Origin of the sequence: Polynucleobacter sp. SHI8 (assembly GCF_027944005.1) — a bacterium.
Classification (GTDB): domain Bacteria; phylum Pseudomonadota; class Gammaproteobacteria; order Burkholderiales; family Burkholderiaceae; genus Polynucleobacter.
In genome coordinates this window covers 1,793,585-1,818,266 of the sequence record NZ_AP027204.1, presented here as the reverse complement: position 1 = coordinate 1,818,266, position 24,682 = coordinate 1,793,585, and the positions used below count along the sequence as shown (strand labels likewise).

At 40.5% G+C, this 24,682-nt stretch carries 24 protein-coding genes; 7 read left to right on the top strand and 17 right to left on the bottom strand.

Translation table 11 applies throughout. From position 1 onward, the window contains the following. Positions 1-31 precede the first annotated feature (31 nt). From QMN06_RS09120 to dctP, 4 genes are read right to left on the bottom strand one after another with little or no spacing between them, the layout of a single operon-like run. A complete protein-coding gene (locus tag QMN06_RS09120) occupies positions 32-1,039 on the bottom strand; it encodes a Gfo/Idh/MocA family oxidoreductase (RefSeq protein WP_281969809.1) in 1,008 nt (335 codons plus the stop codon). A 14-nt stretch (positions 1,040-1,053) separates the two neighbouring features. Next, complete coding sequence (locus QMN06_RS09115; protein ID WP_281969808.1) at positions 1,054-2,181, bottom strand: enolase C-terminal domain-like protein; 1,128 nt, start codon at positions 2,179-2,181, stop codon at positions 1,054-1,056. Between the two features lie 9 nt (positions 2,182-2,190). Continuing rightward, the gene (locus QMN06_RS09110) at positions 2,191-3,096 is read right to left on the bottom strand and encodes an NAD(P)-dependent oxidoreductase (RefSeq protein WP_281969807.1); all 906 of its coding nucleotides are present in this window, start codon (positions 3,094-3,096) and stop codon (positions 2,191-2,193) included. A gap of 2 nt (positions 3,097-3,098) precedes the next feature. Beyond that, the gene (dctP, locus tag QMN06_RS09105; RefSeq protein ID WP_281969806.1) at positions 3,099-4,226 is read right to left on the bottom strand and encodes a TRAP transporter substrate-binding protein DctP; all 1,128 of its coding nucleotides are present in this window, start codon (positions 4,224-4,226) and stop codon (positions 3,099-3,101) included. A 107-nt stretch (positions 4,227-4,333) separates the two neighbouring features. Here dctP and QMN06_RS09100 point away from each other — a divergent pair, with 107 nt between their 5' ends. The 3 genes from QMN06_RS09100 to QMN06_RS09090 are packed head-to-tail and all read left to right on the top strand — an operon-like array spanning position 4,334 to position 7,788. Further along, complete coding sequence (locus QMN06_RS09100) at positions 4,334-5,290, top strand: nitronate monooxygenase family protein (protein ID WP_281969805.1); 957 nt, start codon at positions 4,334-4,336, stop codon at positions 5,288-5,290. Between the two features lie 14 nt (positions 5,291-5,304). After that, positions 5,305-6,912 (top strand): NAD(P)/FAD-dependent oxidoreductase, encoded by a 1,608-nt coding sequence (locus QMN06_RS09095; protein WP_281969804.1) that lies wholly within the window; start codon positions 5,305-5,307, stop codon positions 6,910-6,912. A gap of 54 nt (positions 6,913-6,966) precedes the next feature. Then, positions 6,967-7,788 (top strand): peptidylprolyl isomerase, encoded by an 822-nt coding sequence (locus tag QMN06_RS09090; protein ID WP_281969803.1) that lies wholly within the window; start codon positions 6,967-6,969, stop codon positions 7,786-7,788. Here QMN06_RS09090 and QMN06_RS09085 read toward each other — a convergent pair. After that, positions 7,785-8,225 (bottom strand): thioesterase family protein, encoded by a 441-nt coding sequence (locus tag QMN06_RS09085; protein ID WP_281969802.1) that lies wholly within the window; start codon positions 8,223-8,225, stop codon positions 7,785-7,787. The two genes, QMN06_RS09090 and QMN06_RS09085, sit on opposite strands and share 4 nt — an antisense overlap. An 83-nt stretch (positions 8,226-8,308) precedes the next feature. Then, entirely contained in the window at positions 8,309-8,503 is a 195-nt protein-coding gene (locus QMN06_RS09080; RefSeq protein ID WP_281969801.1) for a hypothetical protein, read from the bottom strand. A 195-nt stretch (positions 8,504-8,698) separates the two neighbouring features. Between QMN06_RS09080 and QMN06_RS09075 the strand changes: the two genes are divergently transcribed. Then, positions 8,699-11,395, top strand: coding sequence for a DUF748 domain-containing protein (locus QMN06_RS09075; RefSeq protein WP_281969800.1), 2,697 nt, complete (start codon positions 8,699-8,701; stop codon positions 11,393-11,395). Here QMN06_RS09075 and pobA read toward each other — a convergent pair. The 9 genes from pobA to QMN06_RS09030 are packed head-to-tail and all read right to left on the bottom strand — an operon-like array spanning position 11,392 to position 19,454. Continuing rightward, the gene (pobA, locus tag QMN06_RS09070; protein ID WP_281971761.1) at positions 11,392-12,564 is read right to left on the bottom strand and encodes a 4-hydroxybenzoate 3-monooxygenase; all 1,173 of its coding nucleotides are present in this window, start codon (positions 12,562-12,564) and stop codon (positions 11,392-11,394) included. The two genes, QMN06_RS09075 and pobA, sit on opposite strands and share 4 nt — an antisense overlap. 28 nt (positions 12,565-12,592) lie before the next feature. After that, on the bottom strand, positions 12,593-13,600 hold the full coding sequence (locus tag QMN06_RS09065) for an aldo/keto reductase (RefSeq protein WP_281969799.1): 1,008 nt from the start codon (positions 13,598-13,600) through the stop codon (positions 12,593-12,595). Between the two features lie 8 nt (positions 13,601-13,608). Next, positions 13,609-14,559, bottom strand: a complete 951-nt coding sequence (locus QMN06_RS09060; protein WP_281969798.1) for a Gfo/Idh/MocA family oxidoreductase — start codon at positions 14,557-14,559, stop codon at positions 13,609-13,611. Continuing rightward, positions 14,556-15,395: a class III extradiol dioxygenase subunit beta gene (locus tag QMN06_RS09055; RefSeq protein ID WP_281969797.1), complete on the bottom strand. Its 840-nt coding sequence runs from the start codon at positions 15,393-15,395 to the stop codon at positions 14,556-14,558. Before QMN06_RS09055 ends, QMN06_RS09060 begins: the two co-directional genes overlap by 4 nt. Beyond that, the gene (ligA, locus tag QMN06_RS09050) at positions 15,396-15,785 is read right to left on the bottom strand and encodes a protocatechuate 4,5-dioxygenase subunit alpha (RefSeq protein WP_281969796.1); all 390 of its coding nucleotides are present in this window, start codon (positions 15,783-15,785) and stop codon (positions 15,396-15,398) included. Further along, positions 15,786-16,697 carry an amidohydrolase family protein gene (locus QMN06_RS09045; RefSeq protein ID WP_281969795.1) on the bottom strand — a complete coding sequence of 304 codons (912 nt, stop codon included), beginning with the start codon at positions 16,695-16,697 and terminating at the stop codon, positions 15,786-15,788. It lies immediately after the preceding gene. 8 nt (positions 16,698-16,705) lie between these two features. Continuing rightward, positions 16,706-17,392 (bottom strand): 4-carboxy-4-hydroxy-2-oxoadipate aldolase/oxaloacetate decarboxylase, encoded by a 687-nt coding sequence (ligK, locus tag QMN06_RS09040; protein WP_281969794.1) that lies wholly within the window; start codon positions 17,390-17,392, stop codon positions 16,706-16,708. An 11-nt stretch (positions 17,393-17,403) separates the two neighbouring features. Then, a complete protein-coding gene (locus QMN06_RS09035; RefSeq protein WP_281969793.1) occupies positions 17,404-18,432 on the bottom strand; it encodes an amidohydrolase family protein in 1,029 nt (342 codons plus the stop codon). A 38-nt stretch (positions 18,433-18,470) separates the two neighbouring features. After that, complete coding sequence (locus QMN06_RS09030) at positions 18,471-19,454, bottom strand: tripartite tricarboxylate transporter substrate binding protein (protein WP_281969792.1); 984 nt, start codon at positions 19,452-19,454, stop codon at positions 18,471-18,473. 98 nt (positions 19,455-19,552) lie between these two features. Here QMN06_RS09030 and QMN06_RS09025 point away from each other — a divergent pair, with 98 nt between their 5' ends. After that, positions 19,553-20,617, top strand: coding sequence for a hypothetical protein (locus QMN06_RS09025; RefSeq protein ID WP_281969791.1), 1,065 nt, complete (start codon positions 19,553-19,555; stop codon positions 20,615-20,617). Between the two features lie 3 nt (positions 20,618-20,620). Here QMN06_RS09025 and QMN06_RS09020 read toward each other — a convergent pair whose 3' ends face one another. After that, positions 20,621-22,075, bottom strand: a complete 1,455-nt coding sequence (locus QMN06_RS09020; RefSeq protein ID WP_281969790.1) for a M23 family metallopeptidase — start codon at positions 22,073-22,075, stop codon at positions 20,621-20,623. Then, positions 22,072-23,016 (bottom strand): alpha/beta hydrolase, encoded by a 945-nt coding sequence (locus QMN06_RS09015; RefSeq protein WP_281969789.1) that lies wholly within the window; start codon positions 23,014-23,016, stop codon positions 22,072-22,074. Before QMN06_RS09015 ends, QMN06_RS09020 begins: the two co-directional genes overlap by 4 nt. A 41-nt stretch (positions 23,017-23,057) precedes the next feature. Here QMN06_RS09015 and QMN06_RS09010 point away from each other — a divergent pair, with 41 nt between their 5' ends. Both QMN06_RS09010 and QMN06_RS09005 read left to right on the top strand, forming a co-directional pair. Continuing rightward, entirely contained in the window at positions 23,058-24,371 is a 1,314-nt protein-coding gene (locus tag QMN06_RS09010; protein WP_281969788.1) for an amino acid permease, read from the top strand. A gap of 68 nt (positions 24,372-24,439) precedes the next feature. Further along, positions 24,440-24,682: a hypothetical protein gene (locus tag QMN06_RS09005; RefSeq protein WP_281969787.1), complete on the top strand. Its 243-nt coding sequence runs from the start codon at positions 24,440-24,442 to the stop codon at positions 24,680-24,682.

The window sequence follows — 24,682 nt, the reverse complement described above, 5'->3', positions numbered from 1 at the left end:
TATTAGACTGAGTTAAATTGACTGAATTAATTCAGTTAGGCACCTTAATCATCTGACCCGTCTCAACTGATTTCACGATGGATTCAAACATAGCGATGGTTTGACCCATTTGCAAAGGCGAAATCGGGTAGTCAGTTTGCACGAATTGACTGACATCCCCCTCATGGAATTCTTTTGGAATTGCTTTTGCAAAAGCCTCAAGTTCTGCCCTGATTGAGTCCAGTGGCGGAAGTACATGTCGATCGATACGACCACCTTTATAACGCACGACCACTTCATTTTCACCAATTGCTTCAATAGAAGCTTGGTCACCAAATAGATGCACACGATAAAAAATAGGTGTGGCTCTAACCATGGCAAAGTAACCACTTAGGCCATTGACAAACTGCACACTAACGGAAGTGGAATCACGAGGGTCTGGGCCAGATCGCAGTGAACTAACAATGGCATTTACCTGAGAGGCAGGCCCCATCAAATTTACAAATGCTTCAATCAAATGAATCCCTGTACCTGTCAAACCACCTGCGGGTGATTCAGCAGGTGACTCACGCCAGTCAGAAAAAAACTTCGTTGAATGATCGTTACTGTAGTGGCCTTCAATATGTAAGAGTTGACCTAAAATGTTACTTTTAACGAGTTCTCGTAATTTTTGCATTGAAGGCCAAAAATGCTTGTTTTGACCTACAGCTAAAACCACATTGTGGCTTGAGCATGCATCAATTGCTTGCAAAGCTTGCGCATAATGCAGCGTTAAGGGTTTTTCACAAAATACGTGCTTGCCAGCTTTTGCTGCCGCAATAATTTGCTCAGCATGAAGCGAATGTGGTGTGGCTAAGACAATGGCTTTAATATCGGGTTGTTGCAAAACAAATTCAAAGCTGTCAGACAATTCCATTGACATACTATTTGCAAAGTCACGAGTTTCATTGACTTCTTTGGTAACGCCAAGGGTAAACTGAATTTCTTTACTTTTATGTTGGATGGATTGAGCAATATTTTTACCCCACCATCCCATACCAATGAGTGCTGCATTAATCATCTTTTGCTTCCTTATTACACAATATGTTGATCGATAACTGCTTGATTGACTTCAATACCTAAACCAGGTAATGATGAAATCGTAAAAAATCCATTGATTGGTTGTTCTTGATGACTGACCACATCATTAGTGAGATACAAGTGAGTTGGACTTACTCCCCAGTTAACATTCGGTAAAGCAGCACTTAAATGAAGTAGTGCCGCAGCACCAATACCAGTTTCAGCCATTTTGCTAGCAAGATTAATTTGAAGTTTGAACGCATTGCAGAGATGTCCAGCGCTCATTACCCCAGATAAACCGCCTAATTTAAGAGTTTTTAATGAGACTCCTTGAACCCCGTCTCTGGCAGCGGCAAGAATATCGTCAGTAGAAGTCACAGACTCATCAAGACCAATCGGAATCGGACTTATTTTCGCTAGTGTTTGTATACCTGTAATATCTTTTTTATGTAACGGCTGCTCTAAATAAGCGAGTTGGGTATTTTTCACAGCTTGCACATAGCGAGTTGCTTGATCTAAATTCATACCCATATTAGCATCTGCGCAAATTTGTAATGCATCACCAAATTTTTCACGAATAGCTATTGTTAGGGCAATATCATCATCTAAAGATTTGACACCTAGTTTTAGTTTAAAAAAGCGATAACCTTGATCCCATTTTTTTTGTGCTTCTGATAAATCCTGCTCGATACTACTATTGCCAATCAACCATAGCGGAGGGACTTGATGCCGCTGTTGCCCCCCTAGAAGGACGTGGACAGGTACTTTTAAATATTTTCCAAGCAAGTCGTATAAAGCAACATCAACCGCAGCGACTGTACTTGTAGCATCTTTCGTGATGCGGTTAAGTTGTTGGGTAATGCCAGACAATTCCAAAACATTTTTACCTATTAAAAAATCATGGATTTCTTGATGAAAGCTAGTCAACATATCTTTTAAGGAAGCACCTCCATGACTTGGCGCAGAAGAAGCCTCCCCCCAGCCCACAAGACCATTCTCAGTTTCAATTCGAATCAAAAGACTTTCTACCGTAGTCAATTCCACACCGGCCATGAGTACTATTTTATTGAGAGGTAGGTTTAAACCAAACGCATCAACACGTGAAATGATTAGAGGCTCTACGGCTTGATTGTTCACTTTCATATTCAGTCCTTAATGAGAGATATTTTTTAAACGATTTTGATAGATAGCCTCATAAATCATGGCGTTATCATTATCGCCGTGACCATCTTGCAGTTGCGATTGCAGTAACTTGATGTATACCTCGGCAAGAGGAAGCATCAGTCCTGCATGATCTGCCAAATCAGCAATGAGTCCAAAGTCTTTTAAGCTTTGACCAATCTTGCTTTGGGGCTTGTCATACGTTCTTGCAACCATCAGTGGCCCCTTGATTTTCATGACACTAGAAGCCGCTGCTGAACTTTGCAAAGTTTGTAATAGTTTTTCTGGATCCAAGCCCAGTTTGACACCAAAATTTAAGCCCTCTGCTAGCGCTGCTCGGTGCAGTCCTAAAACCAAGTTAATCGCAAGTTTGGCCTTACTGGCATCTCCTGCGGGACCGATATACTGACGATGAGGTGTAATTACATCTAGTAAGTCAGATAAATGTTCACATAACAAAGGGGATCCCCCCATGAGACCTAAGCAATCTCCTCTGGCGAGTTGCATACTCGTTCCAGAAATAGGTAATTCAAAAAAATGATGACCAGCCTTTTCAACATCCTCAGCAATTTGTTTGATTTCACCTGGATCGCAAGTACTCGTACAAATAACGACCATCGGTTCTTTTGTATGAGCAAACAAACCATTAGCGGAAAAGAGAGTCTCTTGAACTTGAGCAGTATTAAAAACTGCTAATAACACCTTGTCACAACTGACAGCAATCTTGGCAAGAGAGGCTGCTCGATGATGACCTAATTTTTCTATTTGTTCCGGATTAATATCAAAGCCAAGAACGCGAAGAGCAGCTTCATCGAGACGTTTGATTAAGCTTTGTCCCATGAGACCAAGGCCAACAACTCCGATAGGCTTTGTAAGATTTTTTGGAAATAAACTCATTTTTAAGCGCTTGGTGGAATAATATTGGTCAGAGGTTGGACGATTGTTGACTGCATTAAATCATTTGCGCTCCAGGTTTGAAGCTCTTTTGTTGTACTGATTAAGTCGGCCATCATATTTTTCGAGGGATAGCCCTTACTTTCTAAATGATGGAGTAATTGCTCTTCAACTGGTTTAACTTTGTTACGCCAAATTTGTTGTTCTGCGGTGCTCAGGCTAATAAATTCAATTCCCGCTTCTTGAAAAACTGAGCAGGCTTTTGCGCCGGCTAAACCATAAAATATTTGTGCACCAGCTTGGGCTAGAGATCGTAACCATTGATTAAAAGTAATTTGGAGATTTGGCGGTAATTGGTGCCAAAATGTCTTTGATAAGCCATATTCTAGATTGACACGAACTAGATTTGCGCTTGTGCGGTATTTGGCAAACTTATATAGACCGACCGTTTGCGCTGCACTATCAGAAATTGATACAGCAAATACCTGATTGGATTCAAACTGCTTTTTTGCCTCTGGGGTACTACACCCAACGGGAATAGCGCCTAGAGCGCGAAAAATATCTGATTCAACACCATTGCTACAAGCAATTTTTTGATTAGCCAAGTCACTCAGCGTCCTAATAGGGGAGCGACTAAATAAGTTATATTCGCTAGTAGCGACCATGCGCCCCATATAGATGTTATGTTTTTCTACATCCTGACTAAAGTACGTTCGATACAATTTTTCTGATACCGCGGTTGCGATTTCTGCACTTGTAAAAATAAAAGGTAGACTCAAAATTTGGGCTGCAGGAAAAAGATCCGCATCCCAAGCAGAATACACAGGGCAAAGATCAGTGATGCCGTTCCTTAAAGCTTCGATACCCTCACGTTCAGGATGTAGAGTTCCACCCCAGAAGGCCTCGACTCCAATAGCACCTTGACTCATTACTTGCAAACGCCTAAAAGCAGGTTCAAAAACATCTTTGACAGCAGGGGATTCACCCGGAATATGAGCGCTTACACGCAAAATAAAATCTGGTTTGATAGTTGGTATTTGTTCATCTGAAACCGTTAACCACTGCCTTGCTGTAATGGTTTTGTCTAATACTTCTTGGACACTATCAGTGCCGATAATTTGACGATGCATCATATTTGTAACCTAAATTATTTATTTTTTTATTGTCTCAGGCTCTATTGTAAGCACAAGTAGGATCAGAAGGGATTAAACTCTTTATATTCCATGCTTAGGATGATTCAATGTCATTACCTTCCTCTTTAAGTCACTTACGATTACCATTAATTGGTGCTCCTTTATTTATCATTGCTCAACCAGAGTTAGTTGTTGCACAGTGTAAGGCTGGGATTATTGGCGCCTTCCCAGCACTAAATGCAAGACCCCCAGAATTATTAGATACGTGGTTGACGCAAATTAAATTGGAGTTGAATCGAGAAAAAGAACAATTTCCTAACAAAATCATAGCGCCATTTGCTGTCAATCAAATTGTGCATGCTTCTAATGAACGATTACAGCATGACATGGAGCTTTGTGTGCGTCATCAAGTTCCCATTGTGATCACTAGTTTAAGACCTCCTGGCGAAGTTGTTACAGCAGTTCATTCCTATGGAGGACTCGTGTTTCATGACGTGATTAGTGTGAGACATGCGCAAAAAGCTTTAGAAATGGGAGTAGATGGTTTAATTTTAGTTTGCGCAGGAGCTGGTGGACATGCTGGGACGATGAGTCCATTTGCGTTGATAACCGAAGTACGCAAGTTCTGGGATGGACCACTCATTTTGTCAGGGGCAATGTCCAAGGGAGAACATATTCTTGCGGCACTAGCGATGGGTGTAGATATGGCTTATATGGGAACACGATTTATTGCATCTCTTGAGGCAAAAGCTTCACAAACTTATAAAGAAAGTTTAGTCAATAGCCAAGCTTCTGACATCATTTACAGTAATTTGTTTACCGGTGTGCATGGTAATTATTTACGTTCCAGTATCGTCGCTGCAGGGCTTGATCCAGATCATCTACCTATAGCAGATAAAAATACGATGGATTTTTCTGGCTCATCCACAAAAGCGTGGAGAGATATTTGGGGGGCAGGACAAAGTGTCTCCGGAATAGATTCTGTTGAGTCCGTAGAGGATATCGTTGCACAATTGGTGCTTGAATTTACTCAAGCAAAAAATAAGTTATGTTCACACTTTTGAAATGACAGATTGACATGATTCAAATTACTGAACTTCGTTTACCTATTGACCATACGCCTCAAGATTTAGAGCAAAGTATTTTGTCTCGATTGAAAATCGAGGCGATAGATTTAATCCGGTTTCAGATATTTAAACGTAGCCATGATGCGCGAAAAAATAGTACCTTATCTTTGATTTACAACCTTCATGTATCAGTCAAGAATGAAGAAGAAGTTCTTAAAAAATATGCAGGGGATATTCATATCTCAATTGCGCCGGATACCTCTTATCAATATGTAGCCAAAGCTCCTGAGCATATCAAATCAAGACCCATCGTGATTGGTTTTGGTCCTTGCGGTATTTTTGCAGCACTCATATTAGCCAAGATGGGATTTAAGCCCATTGTCTTAGAAAGAGGAAAAGCTGTTCGGCAAAGAACACAAGATACTTGGGGTTTGTGGCGAAAGCATGTTTTACAACCTGAATCTAACGTTCAATTTGGGGAAGGTGGCGCTGGACTGTTTTCTGATGGTAAGTTGTATAGTCAAATTAAAGACCCACAATTTTATGGCCGCAAAGTTATCGCAGAATTTATCAAGGCAGGAGCCCCACCAGAAATTGAATTTGTGGCTAAGCCGCACATAGGAACTTTTCGATTAGTTGGAGTTGTTGAGCGGATGCGTCAAGAAATTATTCAATTGGGAGGTGAGGTACATTTCTCAAGTCAGGTGACACAATTCTTGATTGAGAATCAAAAAATACGTGGTGTGCAATTGGCGGACGGCCAAGAGTTTTTATCTAATCATGTCATTTTAGCCTTGGGACATAGCTCAAGGGATACCTTTTATACCCTGCATGATGCTGGCGTATTCATGGAGCCGAAGCCTTTTTCAGTTGGATTTCGAATTGAGCATCCGCAATCCATTATTGATAAAGCAAGGCTAGGACCCCATGCAGGTAACCCTATCATTGGTGCGGCTGACTATAAATTGGTCCATCATGCCAAGAATGGCCGCGCAGTCTATAGTTTTTGTATGTGTCCTGGTGGAACTGTTGTTGCTGCAACGTCAGAATTAAATCATGTGGTGACCAATGGGATGAGTCAATACTCACGCAATGAAAGAAATGCCAATGCAGGTATTGTCGTTGGTATTACGCCAGCAGATTATCCTGGCGGACCTTTGGCTGGCATTGAATTTCAACGAGCGATTGAAGCAAAAGCCTATGTAATGGGTGGCTCTAATTATGAGGCTCCTGGACAATTAGTTGGTGACTTTATACATAATCGACCATCTGCGCAGTTTGGCTCAGTCATGCCATCGTATAAGCCTGGAGTACATCTGACTGACTTAACACAAGCCCTTCCTGGATATGCCATTGAAGCAATGCAAGAGGCCTTACCGGCTTTTGATAAAAAAATTAAAGGTTTTGCGATGCAAGATGCGGTTTTAACAGGTGTAGAAACAAGAACTTCCTCGCCACTTCGAATGACTAGAGGACGAAATTATCAAAGCCTGAATATTGAAGGTTTATACCCTGCTGGAGAAGGCGCTGGATACGCTGGCGGTATTTTATCTGCTGGTGTGGATGGTATCAAAGTTGCTCAAGCAGTTGCTTTAAGCATGACTGAAAACCTTGACTAATCATTTGACGTATTTGACTCGTACAATGGTTGGATACATTTAAAAGGAATTTTTATGAAATTGAATCATTTGGTGTTTTTATCCCTGTATGTTTTGGTATTTCCTTATTCACTTGCGCAGGCTCAAACAAGTGCATCTGGTGCAATTGTGACTGTCAATGGCACAAAGATTATGCAAAAAGAAGTGGATGGCATTGTTAAAAATGCCGTTGCTAGAGGTGCTAAAGATGGTCCAGAGTTAAGGCAGGCTATTGTGAACGACCTCATTCTAAAAGAGGCTATTTTGCAAGATGTTAAAAAATCTGGTGTTGATAAGAAGGGTGATAATCCAGAAAAAATTAAATTAGCCCAACAACAATTTTTACAAGAATTATGGTTTGAGGACTATCTCAAAGCTCATCCTATTAATGAATCTGATATTAAGGCTGATTATGATCGTCAAGCCAATTTGACTAAAGAGGGACGTAATTCAAACGAATATAAGGTTTCACAAATTGTTGTTGCGACTGAAGCTGAAGCAAGCAGCTTGATTACGCAAATCAATGGCGGGGATTCCTTTGAAAAGCTTGCTAAAGAAAAATCTCTAGAAAAAGTCAGCGGTGCGCAAGGCGGAGCCATTCCTAATTGGGTATTACCAGATATGGTTGTAGCACCACTTGGAGATGCTTTAGTTAATTTAACTAAAGGTAAGGTTGATCCAAAGCCAGTTAAAACTAATATTGGTTGGCATGTTGTAAGGGTTGACGAAGTGCGTAAGTTTAAGATGCCAAGCTTTGATGAAGCCAAAGGTAATATTTATCAGGGGCTTTTAGCAAGAAAAAAACAAGAAGCAATTGATGCGCTGATCAAAAAGACCACGATTGCTAAAGCAAATTAATTTTTCAGAAGCTTAGCTCCGGTTTCATACTGATCAAGCATCTCTATCCAATCATTCGGCAGAGGGGTACTTTTCCCCTCACCCTGATGGACGTAGACATAAATCATTTCACCGCTTACCAGAAGTATCTCGTTGCGATAGATTTCCAGTAGGATCGTTAACGAAGTTTTACCGACTCTACTTGCTCTGACTCCAATCTGAAGATCATCATCGAACTTAGCTGACGCATGATATTCAAGGGTTGCCTTTTTAACAAATAATTCAATACCTTCTTTGGCTTGTATAAGGGGCGATGGTAGTTTTACCGCACGCCAATACTCGGTGAGCGCCACATCAAAATAAGTCAGGTAGTGCCCGTTAAAGACAACGCCTTGCATATCTACTTCAGCCCAGCGGACACGAAGTGGATGAAAAAAAATAAAGTCGGTATATGCCATGAAAAGTAATATAAATGATAAGGATTATTTTTACCAATAAAAAAGGAGCCAAATAGGCTCCTTTTGGGAACACAACCGAAGCTTTAATGCACTGTCGGTGTTGAGAAAGCAAATGATGCAAATCCAGTAATTTTCATCAATAGCTCATTAAACTCTTCTTGAGTAACTGGTAAGAGACCTCTGGCAGCTCTACGACGATTAAACGTGTCGAGCTCTTGAATATCTGAACCACCTAAGGTAGTATTTGCCGATTGTCTAGTTACATCATTCGTTTTCATTTCATTTCTCCGTTTTTGATCAACTAGGCCATTCAAGTTATAAGAAATTCATATAAATTGTTTAACCTGTGTATTCAACGCAGTCATTTCTTTAAAGTTGACAAAAATTGGAAAAAAGATAAAAAACTTTATTTTTGTTAAGTTTATGATTTTATTGAGTTATTTTAATATTGAGCCTTTAAAGGAATTTTGCTTTTGAGAATTTTTAAATATTTAGCCTTTACTTTCATTGGCTTATCTACTTTATTCGCTGGGGGAGTTTGGTACGCCCAATCTCACGCCTCTGAGTGGGCAAAAAAATACGCTCATGAATTTGGTCAATCGATAGGCTATGTAATTGATTTTAATGAGTTAAAAGTAGGTATCCGGAAGCCAAGCATAGCACTTTCTGAGCTGAAAATCACTGAAATTGCCAATCAGCACCAACTGATTCAGGTAAAAGATCTTCAGATAGCAGCCTCTTGGGGGGGGCTGTTGCAGAAGAAAATTACCATTGATTCAATACAAATTGATCAGGCGCATATCCTGGCTGAAAAATACCCTGAGAATTGGAATTGGTTGAAATTTATTGCTGCTGTGCAGACGAAATTTCCACCCGATCCAAATAAAAAACCTAGTCCTCAAAAGGAGTTCTTGATCAAAGATCTCCAATTTAAGGATGGCAGTATCAAAATTGATGAGCCATCAATCAAATTTAAAACTGAATTGAAGCCACTTCATTTTGATTTAAAAAACACCACAAACTTAACTTCTAAGGGTGGAGTTGGCGGTTTAGAAACCAAATACGGGTTAGATTTAGGCCAAGTAAGTATTTCCATCCCGAAAAAGAATCAACAACTGATCCTAGGGCATGTTCTTCTCGGCGGAGATCTGCTCCTCGATACCAATCAAGATATGTTGTTGGTTGCGCAGGCGAAGATTGATGAAGGAGTCATCGATACAACGACGCATATCTTCAAAACCAAAAATAAAATTGAAAGCGATATCAAATTAAAGGACTTGAGTTTAGTTCCTTATATTGACTTATTGACTCCCAAAGTGAGCCGCGCAGAAAAAACTGGAATTGCATCAGGACAATTTACATTAGTGCAACAAGATAAAAAGATCATTCTTGATGGTGATGTTGAAATTGATCGTTTAAATATCAGCCCATTGATTAGTTTAGCGCCGACTGTGAATACGATTAATGCCAAATCGGGTGATGCGAAGGGTACCTTTAAGATTCACTATGATTCAGAAAACACCAAAGTAGAGGGTGATATTAAGCTGAATCAATTAGCTATTTATGAACCCGATAAAACCAGTGAGTTATTGGGGTGGAAATCAGCGAATGTGGATAAATTTTATTTTGAAGAAAATCCAAGATCAAGTAAATTGCGCGTTGAAGATGTGAAGATTGATGGTCTAAAAGGTAGATTTGTTATTTATGGCGATAAGAGTTCTAATTTTCGAAGAATGTTTCAGCCATCAAAAGATGAGTCGAAGCGCTTAGAAGAAGAAAGAAAAAATGCACCACTGAATCCCGCGATTCCTAGCAATACTAATTCGTCTCCATCGACCACCGGAGAATCTGTACAAAGGTCATCATTGGCAAATCAAATCCAATTAGTGACGAGTTCAGTTGGAAAAAATACCAATACGATCAAGAAGGACGATGAAGAAGATCTTGATGGGACGAATGTATCTAAAAATTCTTCTAATAAGAAGCCCATGAATTTCAATATGAAATCGATTCAAATTCAAAATGGAAGAATTGAGTTTTCTGACTTTTCAATTAAACCTAATTTCAAAACGACTATTGAAAATTTTCATGGGACTTTGATTGGTATCAGTACGTATCCCAAGCGCTATGCAACAGGAGCGTTTGAGGGTATTATTCCGCCGACTGGAGATATGAAGTTAAAAGCAAAAATTGCTTTTGAAGATTCACGCAGAAATAATGACATGAATATTTCTTTTCGTCGCATACCTTTAACGTCGATTAATCCGTACTACACAACATTTGCCGGATATGAAGTCAAGGGCGGAACTTTATCATATGATTCAAGGTTTTTGACACAAGATGGCATGCTGAATGGCGACAATCGTTTCATCATCAATCAAATGCAATTGGGCGATAAAGTTCCAGACTACAAAGGAAAAAACATTCCATTAGATCTCATCGTTGCTTTGCTTGAAGATGAAAATGGCGTGATTGATTTAAATTTGAAGGTGGCAGGCAATGTGGATAAACCGGATTTTAAAGTTGGAGATTTAATTTGGGATGCGTTATGGACAATACTAGGTAACGTTGTAACTGCTCCCTTTAAGATGATTGGTCGATTGATGGGTGTCGAAGGTCATACAGGCATTTATTTTGAGCCAGGTAAATCTACTCTTCGCCCCTCAGAGACCTTGAAGTTAGAAAGCTTAGTTGCGGGTATGCAAAAAAAACCAAAAATTAATCTGAATATTAACGGTGTTTATGATCCTGAAGTTGATAAACTTAATCTAAATACAGAAAAAGTGGACCGTGAAATATTTAAAAATGCAGGATTTCAATTACCTGCAAATGAGCCCTTGCCTCAACTGCCATTGGAAGATGAGCGAGTTCAACGAGCAATTCGCCGAATTTACACTACCAGTATTGGTGCAATCCCATCGGATATCAATTTGAAGGATGGACCATCAGGTAGAGAAGGGTGGCAGCATTTGCATGAGCAATTAGTCGCTAAAGGTAAGGTATCAGAAGAGGATTTACAAAAACTTTCCGACGCTAGAGCGTTGGCGATTAAAAATGAGATTACGAAGGTCAATCAATCCATGGACAGTCGAGCCAAGATTGTTCAGTCGAAGCAAGAGTCAGCCGAAAAAGATGGGATTCCTGTTGGTATAGAAATCGTTTCTAATTAATAGGGTAAGCCAACGTAATTTTCAGCTAAAGATTGTTGCGCCAGCTCTGATTGGCAAAGATAGTCAAATTCCGCTTGTTGGATACGTTGATCAAAGCGTGATTTTTCTGGAAAATGATGCAACATATTGGTTAACCACCAAGAAAACCGTTCAGCTTTCCAGATTCTTTGTAATGCGGTCACTGAGTACTGATCAATGCCTCTTTTTTGATGATCGACATAATATTCAATGAATGCATTGGATAGGTAGTAAATGTCAGAAGCAGCTAAATTAAGACCTTTCGCGCCTGTAGGTGGAACAATATGTCCGGCGTCCCCAGCTAAAAACATCTGACCGTAGCGCAAAGGTTCGGCAACAAAACTGCGAAGGGGAGCAATGTTTTTTTCGATGGAAGGGCCACGCACAAGATTGCCTGCAATGCTTGAAGGCAAACGAGATTGGAGAGTATTCCAAAAACGCTCATCGGACCATGTGGCGATATCTTCGTCGACTGCGCATTGCAAATAATATCGACTTCGTGTTGGAGAGCGCATACTACATAAATAAAAACCATCTGGATGGTTGCCGTAGATCAATTCTTCTTGAACTGGCGGAGTATCAGAAAGAATCCCTAACCAACCAAATGGATACACGCGTTCAAACTCTTGGATCGATTCCTTTGGTATGGAAGCACGACAGACGCCATGATACCCATCGCATCCAGCAATAAAATCAGCTTTGATTGAGTAAGTTTGTTGCTCATGAATAAACTGAACACAGGGTTGTTCGCTAAGTAAGTCATGGACTACAACTTCTGAGGCATCATAAAAAGTTGGCAGTCCCAGAACTTGCCTAGCCTCACTTAAATCTTTGGTTACTTCTGTTTGACCATACACAGTAACATGCCTACCTGCTGTTAACTTCTCAAGATCTAAGCGTAAGTGTTGATGATCAAAAGCAATATCGAACCCGTGATGGACAAGTCCTTCGCGGTGAAGTCGATCGCCTACTCCAGCTTGATCAAGTAAATTAACAGTTCCCTGCTCAAGAACACCCGCACGGATGCGTGACAGAACATAGTCTTTTGATTGACGTTCAATGACGATATTATCGATTCCCGCTTTCGCGAGTAATTGCCCAAGGAGTAATCCTGATGGACCAGCTCCAATAATCGCAACTTGTGTTTGCAGATTTTTTATCATAGTCAGTTCACGTTGCTCATATTAGATATTGCTCTGTATCTACTTCGGATTGACTCACAGCGTTGTAGCGATTGCCAATCACAGGAATCGATTGAAGAATCTCATCAATTTCCTTTAAGCTTTGTGCAGATAGTTGAATTTGATCTGCTGCAACATTCTCGCGCAGATGGGATAAATTTGCCGTACCTGGGATAACTAAAATATCACTACCCTGATGTAACACCCATGCTAGCGCTAGTTGTGGCAATGAGCATTGGTGCTTTTGGGCAACTTCTTTTAAGGCGTTATAAAAAGGGATATTTTTCTCGAAATTTTCCGCCTGAAAGCGTGGCATACCACGACGAATATCTTTCTCTAAAAACTGATCGATTGCTAGAAGAGATTGGCTAAAAAATCCTCTCGCTAAAGGACTAAATGCCACAAAAGAAATCCCTAGCTCACGACAGGTTTGCAAAAGAGCAATTTCTGGATTTCTCGACCACATCGAATATTCTGTTTGAAGAGCCGCGATAGGGAAGGTTGCATGCCCTTTTCGTAAAGTCTGCGCAGAAATTTCGGACATACCGATGGCCCTTACTTTGCCCTCTTTGACAAAATCTCCTAAAGTTCCAATCGCATCCTCAATCGGTACTTTTTTATCCCAACGATGCAGATAATATAAATCGATCACATCCGTTTGTAGACGCTTAAGACTACCTTCAATATCACGACGTAAAGATTCTGGACGACTATCAATGACGCGCTTACCCTCTGCAGGGCCAACACCACCCTTGCTAATTAAGGTAATTTGTTGACGATATTTTTTTAAAAAGTTTTTACCCAAAAGAGTTTCATTATGACCAAGACCGTAAAGAGCCGCAGAGTCAAAATGGGTAATACCAAGGTCAAAGGCTTCTTGCAAGAGACGATTAGCATCTTCTTCACTAGGAGGGGTGCCATAAGCATGACTTAGATTCATGCAACCAAGACCAATAGCACTTACTTGGTAGGGCCCTAATCGACGCGAGGAGAGTTGTGTAGACATTTTTACTCCTAGGAGGCGCTCTGTAATTGCATTTCTAACTGATGCAAAATTTCATAACAAGGAAGCACTTTTGCAACACTCGAGTTTGGTTCGCGCCCCTCACGAATCGCAGCAAAAAATTCACGATCTTGCAGTTCGATACCATTCATAGAAACATCTACTTTGCTCACATCAATTTGATTATTTTTACCATCAAATAAATCATCATAACTAGCAATATACGTATTCTCATCACATATATATCTAAAAATAGTTCCTAATGGGCCATTATTATTAAAGGATAAGCTGAGGGTACATAAGGCACCAGTACTTGCTTTTAACTGGATCGACATATCCATTGCAATGCCAAGTGTGGGATGAATCGGTCCTTGCATGGCACTAGCCGCGATAATAGTCCCTTGCGTTTGATAGGCGAAAAGGTCAATCGTGTGTGCCGCATGGTGCCAGAGCAAATGATCAGTCCAACTTCTTGGTTGCCCTAAGGCATTCATATTGGTGCGACGAAAAAAGTAGGTTTGCACATCCATTTGCTGAATATGGGTTTGTCCAGCAACAATTTTTTGATGAAGATATTGATGGCTAGGGTTAAACCTTCTTGTATGACCGGCCATTGCAACTTTGCCAGTTTCTTTTTGAAGTCGCACGATTTCTTGCGCGTCTGCTAGAGAGTCAGCCATCGGTATTTCTACCTGAACGTGCTTGCCAGCTTTGAGGCAGGCAATTGCTTGAGCAGCATGCATTTGTGTTGGCGTACATAAAATAACTGCATCAACCTCAGCAATTGCTAGGCTGTCTGCAAGATTAGTCGTAACATGCGGAATCTGATATTTATCAGCAATTTCTTGTGTTTTCGATAATTCTCGACCAACTAAAGAAACTACTTCAATGCCCCCAATTTGAGCCATGGAATCAAGATGTTTATTACCAAAGGCGCCAGCGCCAGCTAAAGCAACTTTCATAGATTCTCCAAAATAATATGCCCGACCGCAGTGTTTGATGCTGGGACGTGATAATGACGATAAATTTCTTTTACTGAGGCATCAAGAGCCCCACGCATAATTAACCACATGACGAGTTCGATACCCTCAGAGCCCGCTTCTTCCACATAGGTGAGATGGGATATTTTTGCTAGACCTTCAGGATCCTTCGTTAAACCATCTAAAAAATCTTTGTCAAAGGCTTTGTTGATAAATCCTGCACGAGGCCCTTGTAATTGATGAGACATTCCACCAGTCCCCATAATCACAATCCGTTCATCGCTACTAAAGGATTCAACCGCCTTACGAATGGCTTTGCCTAATTGGTAGCATCGATTGCCAGTTGGTGGTGGGTATTGAACTACGTTAACTGCAAGAGGAACCACTCGGCAAGGCCACTGACTCGGTTGCCCAAACATTAACGATAGCGGAACCGTCAGACCATGATCTACATCCATTTTGTTGATGATGGTCATATCAAACTCATCCAAAATGGTACTTTGTGCAATATGCCAACCGAGTTCTGGATAGCCTTCTACCGTTGGCACTGGTCTTGGACCCCAACCTTCATCTGCCGGAGCATATGAAGCAGCACAGCCGATGGCAAATGTTGGAATCATTTCCAAAGAAAATGCTGAAGCATGATCGTTATAGATCAGAATAATGGCATCGGGCTTTACTTCTTTGAACCATTCTTTGGCCCGATCATAGCCTGCAAATACAGGACTCCAATAGGGTTCATTGGTTTTTCCCAAATCAAGAGCTGCGCCAACCGCAGGAATATGAGAAGTTGCTACACCAGCAATTATTTTAGCCATTTATTTCTCCACAGGTCCAACAGGCATGGAGGGATTACGCCCGCCAGCGATCATCATTTGTCGATAACTTTCCTCGGGCATGCCAGTCATGAGTGAAGCAAGTTTCTGAAAGGAGTGGCCATCGGTTGCACCAATTTTAGCTAAAAAATAAATATTGCCACCCAGTTGAATCATTTGGTTATAGTCGCGGACTCGAACCGCGTGGTGTTGTTCTTCTGTCATCGGAAATTGCTTGAGATAAGCGTCCTCATCAGCTTTAAAAGAGCTACGATTTGCCTCTTTCATGAGTGACATGGCAAACATATTGAGGTGATAACCGATTCTGGATTGAGTTGCATCAAATATGACAGTCCCAGGTATTTTTTTAAAAGCATCGTAATAATCAACCATTTATTTACTCCAGTACAGTCGGTTAGGGTTGTCAACAAGTAAGGCTTGTTGGAGTTTTGCCGTATTGGCAATTCTTGGAATCCAATCGACTAATAAGCCATCATCAGGCATATGATCTTTTAGATTGGGGTGGGGCCAGTCTGTTCCAGTTAAAACTCTATCCGTAAAATTTTCGACTAAATATTTGGCAAATGGTACAACATCCGTGTAGGCCAGTTGTTCACCGTTCAAAGCTTTCGGACCTATTACAGAAAGTCTTTCAGGACAAGTAACTTTGCTCCAAATGTTTTCATGCTCACGCATGAGCTTGACGAATAACTGGAATTGTGGCCCATCTAAAGGCAGGCTAACATCCGGGCGTCCCATATGATCTACGACAACATTTGTTGGCAGGGCGGTAAAAAAATCCCATAACTCAGGTAAGTCGACTGCTTCAAAATAAATAACAATATGCCAACCAAGTGATTTAATACGATGTGCAATTTCGAGTAACTCTTCTTTGGGTGTGAAATCAACCAATCGTTTAACAAAATTAAATCGCACACCTCTAACTCCGGCGGCATTCAGTCTTTCAAGCTCTTGATCAGAAATATCTCTTCTGACTGTTGCAACACCTCTTGCGCGACCTGCGCTTCGAGAAAGGGCATCCACCATAGCACTATTGTCAGCACCATGACAAGTTGCTTGGACAATAACATTTTTGTCAAAACCTAGACGATCTCGCAGAGCAAATAGTTGCTCATAACTTGCATCACAGGGAGTATATTTTCTTTCGGGAGCAAATGGAAAAAGATGGCCAGGTCCAAAAACATGGCAATGAGAATCTACAGCACCCTTGGGTAATTGAAAATGAGGTTGGCTAGGGTTGGAGTACCAATCTAACCAGCCCGGAGTTTTTTCAAATGTAGTCATAGGTTTAATCAATCTTCAATGTACTCTAAGCCAGCTTGCTTTAATTTATCGCGCATTTTATACATATCGAGTCCTAAAACACCTGAGGCTAATAGAGCACGTTTTTCTGTCTCATTACTCTCACGCGCTTGGGAAGCTTGAGCAACCTCCTGAGCTAAGTGAGCTGGCACGACAACAACGCCATCATCATCAGCAATAATGACATCTCCCGGATTCACATGGGCGCCAGCGCACACTACAGGAACATTGACTGAACCAAGCGTTTCTTTAACGGTTCCTTTAGCACTAATAGCCTTACTGAAAACCGGAAAATCCATTTGTGTTAACTCTTTGACATCACGCACTCCAGCATCGATGATTAAACCCTTTGCGCCACGCGCTTGAAAAGAAGTAGCTAGTAAATCGCCAAAAAAACCATCTGTATTATCTGTTGTACAAGCCGCTACGACCACATCACCTGGTTGGATTTGTTCCGCGACCACGTGCATCATCCAATTATCCCCGGGCTGAAGGAGTACAGTCACTGCCGGCCCACACATGTGTGCGCCGGTATAGATTGGGCGCATATACGTTTTCATGAGACCGATACGCCCCATTGCTTCATGAATCGTGGCAACACCAAAATGAGAAAGAGCCTCAACTGCAGCAGAGTCTGCACGAACAATCTTAGTTTTTACAATACCAAAAGCTTTCATGGGTATTCCTTTTATTTTCCTTGTTGTTGCAATATGTGATCTAAGCGTGAAAAAACTCGACGAGCATTACCTGAATAAATTTGCTCGCGATCTTGGGGACTGAGTTGGGTATTAGATTCAATATAACGTTTTGTATCATCAAAGTAATGGCCCGTTTGAGGGTCGATACCACGCACAGCACCAATCATCTCTGAGGCAAATAAGATGTTTTTGACAGGTATGACTTCGGTTAACAAATTAATACCAGGTTGATGATAAACGCAAGTATCAAAATAAATGTTATTCAGGAGATGTTCTTCCAATAATGGTTTTTTCAGTTCTTGAGCTAATCCCCTAAATCTTCCCCAGTGGTAAGGAACGGCACCACCACCATGCGGAATTAAAAATTTCAGAGTTGGGAAATCCTTAAACAAATCTGAAGTCAAGCACTGCATAAAAGCGGTTGTATCTGCATTGAGATAATGTGCACCGGTTGTATGAAAACACAGATTACAACTTGTACTCACATGGATCATCGCTGGGACGTCGTATTCCACCATTTTTTCATAGATGGGATACCAATGTTTATCTGAAAGGGGCGGTTCACGCCAATGACCACCTGATGGATCTGGATTGAGGTTGATGCCCACAAAGCCATACTCTCGAACACATTTTTCTAATTCTTGTACGGAAGTTTTGGGATCAACGCCTGGAGATTGAGGCAACATGGCAGCCCCGATAAAATGGTTTGGAAATAGTTGATTGACACGATAAATCAATTCATTGCAAATAGCAGCCCAAGTGGATGATGTATTGAAATCTCCGATATGGTGTGCCATGAAACTGGCTCGTGGGGAAAAAATAGTTAGATCACTGCCACGTTCTAGCATCTTTGCGAGCTGATTTTTTTCTATAGATTCGCGTAAATCGTCATCAGAAATTTTTAAATCACTGACTTTTGGACCTAGTTCAGGCGTATTTAAATTAGCAATTTGCAGATTACGCCAATCCTCTAAGGCCTTAGGCGCTGTGGTGTAGTGACCATGACAATCAATAATCATTTTTTTCCTTATGTGGCTAAATAATACATATGAGTGAATTACTGTTTCGGAATACGGGCTTTATCAATGATATTTCCCCAACGTTTCATATCATTTTCTAAGAGTGATTTTGCATCCTTGGTTGAGGAAGCATGAGCTTCTACGAAAATATCTTGTAATTTGGCTTTTACTTCAGGATCATTGACTGCGTCATTGATAGTTTTATTTAAAAGATTAACAACTGCGGTTGGTGTTTTGGCAGGAGCTGCTAAACCATTCCATGAAGATGCCGTAAAGTTTTTTAAACCTACTTCGCTAACCGTTGGAACTTCTGGGAAAAATGCTGATCGTTTATTACCGGTTACAGCAAGCAGACGAATTGCCTTGGATTTGATTTGGGGTACGAGTGGCCCTAAAATTTCCACACCTGCATCCACTTGCCCACCGCGAAGAGCAGTAATGACAGCCGGCGTACCGTTAAACGGAACGACTTGAACATCTAAGTTCGCTGAACTTTTAAAAAGTTCAGCAGCTAAATTCTGAGTACTGCCGATATTAATGCTACCGACATTGAGCTTTCCTGGATTGGCTTGTGCTGCCTGAATCAAGTCCTTTAGTTGCATATATTTTGAAGATTCAGTCACCACGATGGCAATATCAAAAAAACCAAGAGTTGAAAGTGGCTCAAAATCCTTCAAAGTATCATAAGGAAGTTTTTGAAATAAATTAGCACTAATGGCTGTGCCATTTGACATCAGCAATAGGGTATAGCCATCTGGCTCAGACTTTGCAACCAGATCTGCTGCTACTACACCACCTGCACTTGGCTTGTTTTCAATGACAACACCTTGCCCAAGGTTGCTACTCATTTTCTGAGCAACAATACGCGCAGTTAGATCAGCAATACCGCCTGGACCGAATGGCACAATAATTTTGATGGGTTTAGTAGGGAAGTTTTGAGCTAGGCAAGACAGGCTACAAAAAAAAGTGAACAGAAAAACACCAATTTGGCGAATCATACGTTGAGTAAGTAGAGGAGTCATAAAGTCTTTTTTAAAAGTCAGGGGTCTTAAATAATGGTTTCGCAAGAAAAAGGTGTTATAAAGTCTGCAGGAAAATCAAATTTATAAAATTTATTCATATGATCAAATTCTTGAATCCGATTAAAACACAGACTAAGCAATATATTCATCTTATCGCACTTACATTTTTGGCGATTAGTTTTCATATAAACGTCATCGGATCTGCTCAAGCGCAGAGTTCCCTTCCCGAAAAATCTGAACAACTCAAAACCTTATTGGCAATCTCATGCCCTAACTTTAATGATATGGTGAGTAATTATCAGCAAAAGTTTGTATCCAAAATGTCTAGTTGGAGTGCTTCACATTTATCTCAAGCTGATTATCAGACGGCTTTTTACCCTTTTTCAGGCCCAGACGTTGTCACCGTAATGTCTTTGTATCCTAAGGCTAACTACTATGTTTTGGTGGCAGATCAAGTCCCAGAATATGCTTATATCAATTCACCAGAAAAGTTAAGTAATGCTTCACAGTCTTTTGAATGCCATATGTTGAGTAATTTTTCAAGAAGAGGCTACTACTTAACCAATGATTTAGTTGGAAAAAATGGTCCAAAACCAAGATTTATCAAGTTGTTGATTTATAACTTAGCCTTTGCTGGGGCTAAGATCAATGAGGTAAAAACCTTAACGATTAGCTCTGAGGGGATGATTGTGCCTCAGACGAAAGATAGCCAAGCAAACGGAGTTCGTTTTTCGATTGAAACCCAAGATGGACGAGCTGTGACGGTTGATTACATTAGTGCCAATATTTCCGATAGTGGTTTAGAAAATCAAGCGCATTTTGTCAAAGCCTTTCAACGTAAATCAAGTCAAGTCGTTTTGATTAAATCAGCCTCTCATTTGCTGCAAAATACATACTTTTCAACCATGAAAAATGTATTAATCGAAAATGCAAAATGGATCACTCAAGATGAAACCGGCCTTGATATAGTGCCTTTTTCAGAGAATTTTAATTTACAACTCTTCGGTAAATTTACAACACCGAATAACTTATGGGCAAAAAGTCCATCGGCTCAACGCTTAGCAAAATATTATCAAGAGCATCCTAGCAAACAAGAGCTACCTTTTTTATTAGGGTATGAGAAAGCTGGTGGGTCAATGCTGATGATTGGACAACATAAATAAGCACTACTTCAGAAAAGAAGAGAACAGTACGATATTGTCTGTTAATTGATTTTGATTAAATGGGCTTAGAGTCCACAGATCAAGTTCGAGACCATTTGATAAAGGGTTGAGATAGACATTATTTTTTCGCAACTCAAAATGTAGGTGCGGACCAGTAGAGTGTCCCGTTGAACCAACATAACCAATCTCAAGACCACGCCTGACTTCGCTGCCAACGGATAACTCTGGGTTATAGGCGCTTAAATGCGCATAGTAGGTTTTATAGTTACCTGGGTGCTCAATAACGACAAAGTTTCCATAACCCGCGTAAGGGCTATATTGAACAATTTTGCCATTTGCCACAGCATAAATAGGGGTTCCTGGAGGTGCTGCAAAATCGATACCTTGATGCCCTGAGTAACTGGTATAGGATTGCAGAACGACGACATTTTTATTGCCTTTTTTGACGATTGCTTGACGACGACTTGTCGAAGCAAAGTTACCCACACCCCTTGAAATTCTGGTGTAATTCAAAGGATTAATCCAAAAATTTTGTTCTAATTCTTGGCCATAAGAAGTAAAAAATCCGCCAGGTAAATCATCTCGCTGAACCCAAAAGGCATCAGCAACAACGCTTTTTTGAGTTTGATCCAGAATTTCTAAGCTAATGACTTGAGCCCATTTGTCTTTACCGCCAGCATCGTAGACAACGCGTGCAAAGCTCTTTTCACTTTGCCTTATTTTGGGGTAAAGTTCTTTGACTAAAGACGCTAACTCCCAAATGAGTTCAGGGGGAATAGAGGTGTTTGCCTGATTTGCTTTGTAAATCACTAAATCATTTAAATCAAGAGTGACTTCAAGATAGTTTTCAAAGCCTCGCCCAAGCGGTTGTGAGTTAACTAAATAGCCGTCTGTATTGGGCGAGCGATTGAGAGTGACTAAAGTAGTTGTCGGCTCTCTTTTTTCGTTATTGAGAATAGAAAATGCCTGTATTTTATTCGTATTGTTATCAATCGAATAAGCGTAAGGAAGGCAATTGGCTTTGAGGTTACTGAAAAAAGCTGGCGCTTGACGATCAAACGCAGAGAGAAATTCACTGTCTTGAATATAGAGACTTTTTAATAAATTTGCCATCGAAGTCGTGACCGCCACGCAACCATGCCTAAAAGTAAATCGTTGGAAACTTGAAGAGGGTTTAACGACCTCAGGACTTGGTGTTTTGAGGATGTTCTCAATAATGTTGGGCGTGGGTAAAGGCTCGCCCGATGCATTTTGAGTATTTCCTATCGGATAAGTATTGAGATAGTTTTGCTTGTAAGTAGGTTGAGCACCTAATCTTGGAGATGGCACTGAACTGATTTGCTTTTGTGGGACTATCTTTTTAGCACCGCTGTTTTTATTGTTAGCACTGATTGCAGCATTAGAGAATAAGCATAAAGAAACCAAACAGATGATTTGACGATAAAAAGAAAGGGTCAATTCGATTTCCTTAGAAAATTTTCTAAATCCAAATTAAATTCAGTAGCTCTATCAACAAAAAGCCCATGTCCGGCGTTATCCTCATAAATTTTAAATTCCCCCATAGGGTGTTTCTCACTGAATAACAGAGCTTGTTCAGTATATCTAGGTGTAATAGCATACCAAATAGGTACCTGAGTTTTATAAACGGTGTCCCTATAGTATTCACGTGAATAAGGTTTTCTGAGAATGGCGAAGGCATTTTCAGGGCTTGAAGAGAGTCGCAATGCTGAGTTTTCAACCGTTTGAATAAACTCTGGTGGGGGATTGGATTTAAAAATAGCACCAACAAATCCTTTGACATATTTTTTAAAAGACTCAGTCGTCATTTTTGTATTACTTCGAGAGCCGCTTGCTTTAGGAGGGGTACCTTCGCCAATTGAATTGTCAATTAGTACCAAGCTTTGTAAGCCTTGATCGCCATAGCGATTGATATAGTCCAAGGCTTCCATCACCCCTAAAGACCAGCCAATGAGGGTGAATTCAGTGGTTTGAGTACTCGCAAGCAATTCTTTGATATCTCTTGCCCGAAGTTCAGCTAAATTGGCTCCCAAATAGATATCTGATTTACCTTGCGAGCGGGGGCTAAAAGAGATCACACGGTAATTTTTAGCAAAATAATTAAGCTGAGCATTGAATACTTCAGCTGGCATCATCCAGCCTGGAATAAAAAATAAAGTTTTTGTTCCTTGCCCACCAATCAGATAATGCAGTTTCACACGATCAGAGGTGATGAAGCTTTTTTGTTGAATATCGGGAGTCAAGTTAAACGATTGCGCTTGTGAAGGGGCTGAGTTGATTCCAAGCAACAGAAACAACATAAAAGAACTAAAAAGTATATGTTTTTTATAAACAAGCATCATAATGCTATTTTGCACGATTGCCACGATTCGTTCTACCATTTCTTATAAGCCTTTAATCTATAATGACAAATCCAAACAACATGAACCACACTACGAGCCCGAAAAGGTCTTTAACGACTTTTGATATTGGCGCACTCATTATTGGCACCATTTTGGGAGCTGGTATTTTTAGAGTTCCATCAATGGTTGCTGGACAGCTTAATAATGAATATTTCATTATTGGAGCTTGGTTATTAGGTGGTTTGATTTCGATTATTGGCGCGTTGTGCTATGCCGAATTAGCCACCACTTATCCGAATGTCGGTGGCGAATACCATTTTTTACAAAAAGCTTATGGGCGCCGCTTAGCTTTCCTGTATGGATGGGCTAGATCGATTGTGATTGTGACTGGCTCATTAGGCATTTTGGGCATTACGCTAGGTGACTATATGACGAAAATTGTTCCTTTAGGAGCATATTCATCCACCATTTGGGCCATGCTAGTCATTATTGTCTTGAGTGTTTTAAATGCCATCGGAATTAAAGAGGGTAAAACAGCGCAAAATTTTTTGACCGTACTAGAAGTCTTGGGGGTGATTGGTATCATTGTGACTGGATTCTTGGTTCAAGGTGCAACTCCCCAAGAGATACAGGCAAGCACCAGTCAGCCTAGCTTTGGTGCAGCAAGTTTAGCTCTTGTTTTCGTCTTATTAACCTATGGCGGATGGAATGAAGCCGCTTATGTATCCGCGGAAGCAGTCGATCAGCGCCGAGGTATTCTCAAAGCCCTTGTCTTGGGTATTGGGATTGTGACTTTGCTGTATATCTTAGTCAATTTATCCTTAATTCAAGCATTTGGGGCATCTAAAATGGGCCAATCCAACGCCCTTGCTAGCGACTTATTTGATTTGGCCTATGGACATCAATCGGCAATTATATTTAGTGCTATCGTTGTTTTTTCCTGTTTAAACTCCATCAATGCCACCATCATTTTTGGTTCGAGAAGTAGTTTTGCTTTAGGTCAAGATTGGAAGTTGTTTTCTTGGATTGGGCAATGGGATGAGTCAGGATCACCTAGAAAAGCAATTTTCCTGCAATGTCTCATTGCTTTAGTCCTTGTTTTTGGGGCATCCTTTGCGAGAGAGAGTTTTGAGTCGGTCGTAGAGTTCACTGCGCCAGTATTTTGGTTTTTCATTCTCCTGATTGGAATTTCTTTATTTATTCTCCGAAAAAAGAACCCTGACCAGGAGATTCCATGCCCCGTGCCGTTTTATCCAGTGTTGCCGATCATTTTTATTCTGACCGTGGCTTGGTTACTTTGGTCCAGTTTGGCGTATTCGGGATGGGGGGCATTAGTTGGCGTTGCTTGCTTAGGTGTTGGGGCTGTAATATTATTATTCGAATCGAAGCATTAAATCGATCAAATGTAACAAATGTTCATAAACCTTTGTTATGGTTAATAATAAATTGAATGGAGATTAATATGAAAACCACCTTATTTGCAATAGTAGCTCTTTTTGCAGTGAATGTCGCATACGCTCAAAATGCTTGTGAAATGAAAGCAGCAGACAAAAAATTAAATGGGGCAGCAAAAAATAGTTTCGTCAAGAAATGCGAGAAAGACGCTCGTGCAGTTTGTGAGAATGATGACATTAGTAAAAAAACAAGCGGTGCAGCAAAAGAAGCGCATATTAAAAAATGTATTAAGGATAGCGTAGGCAATTAA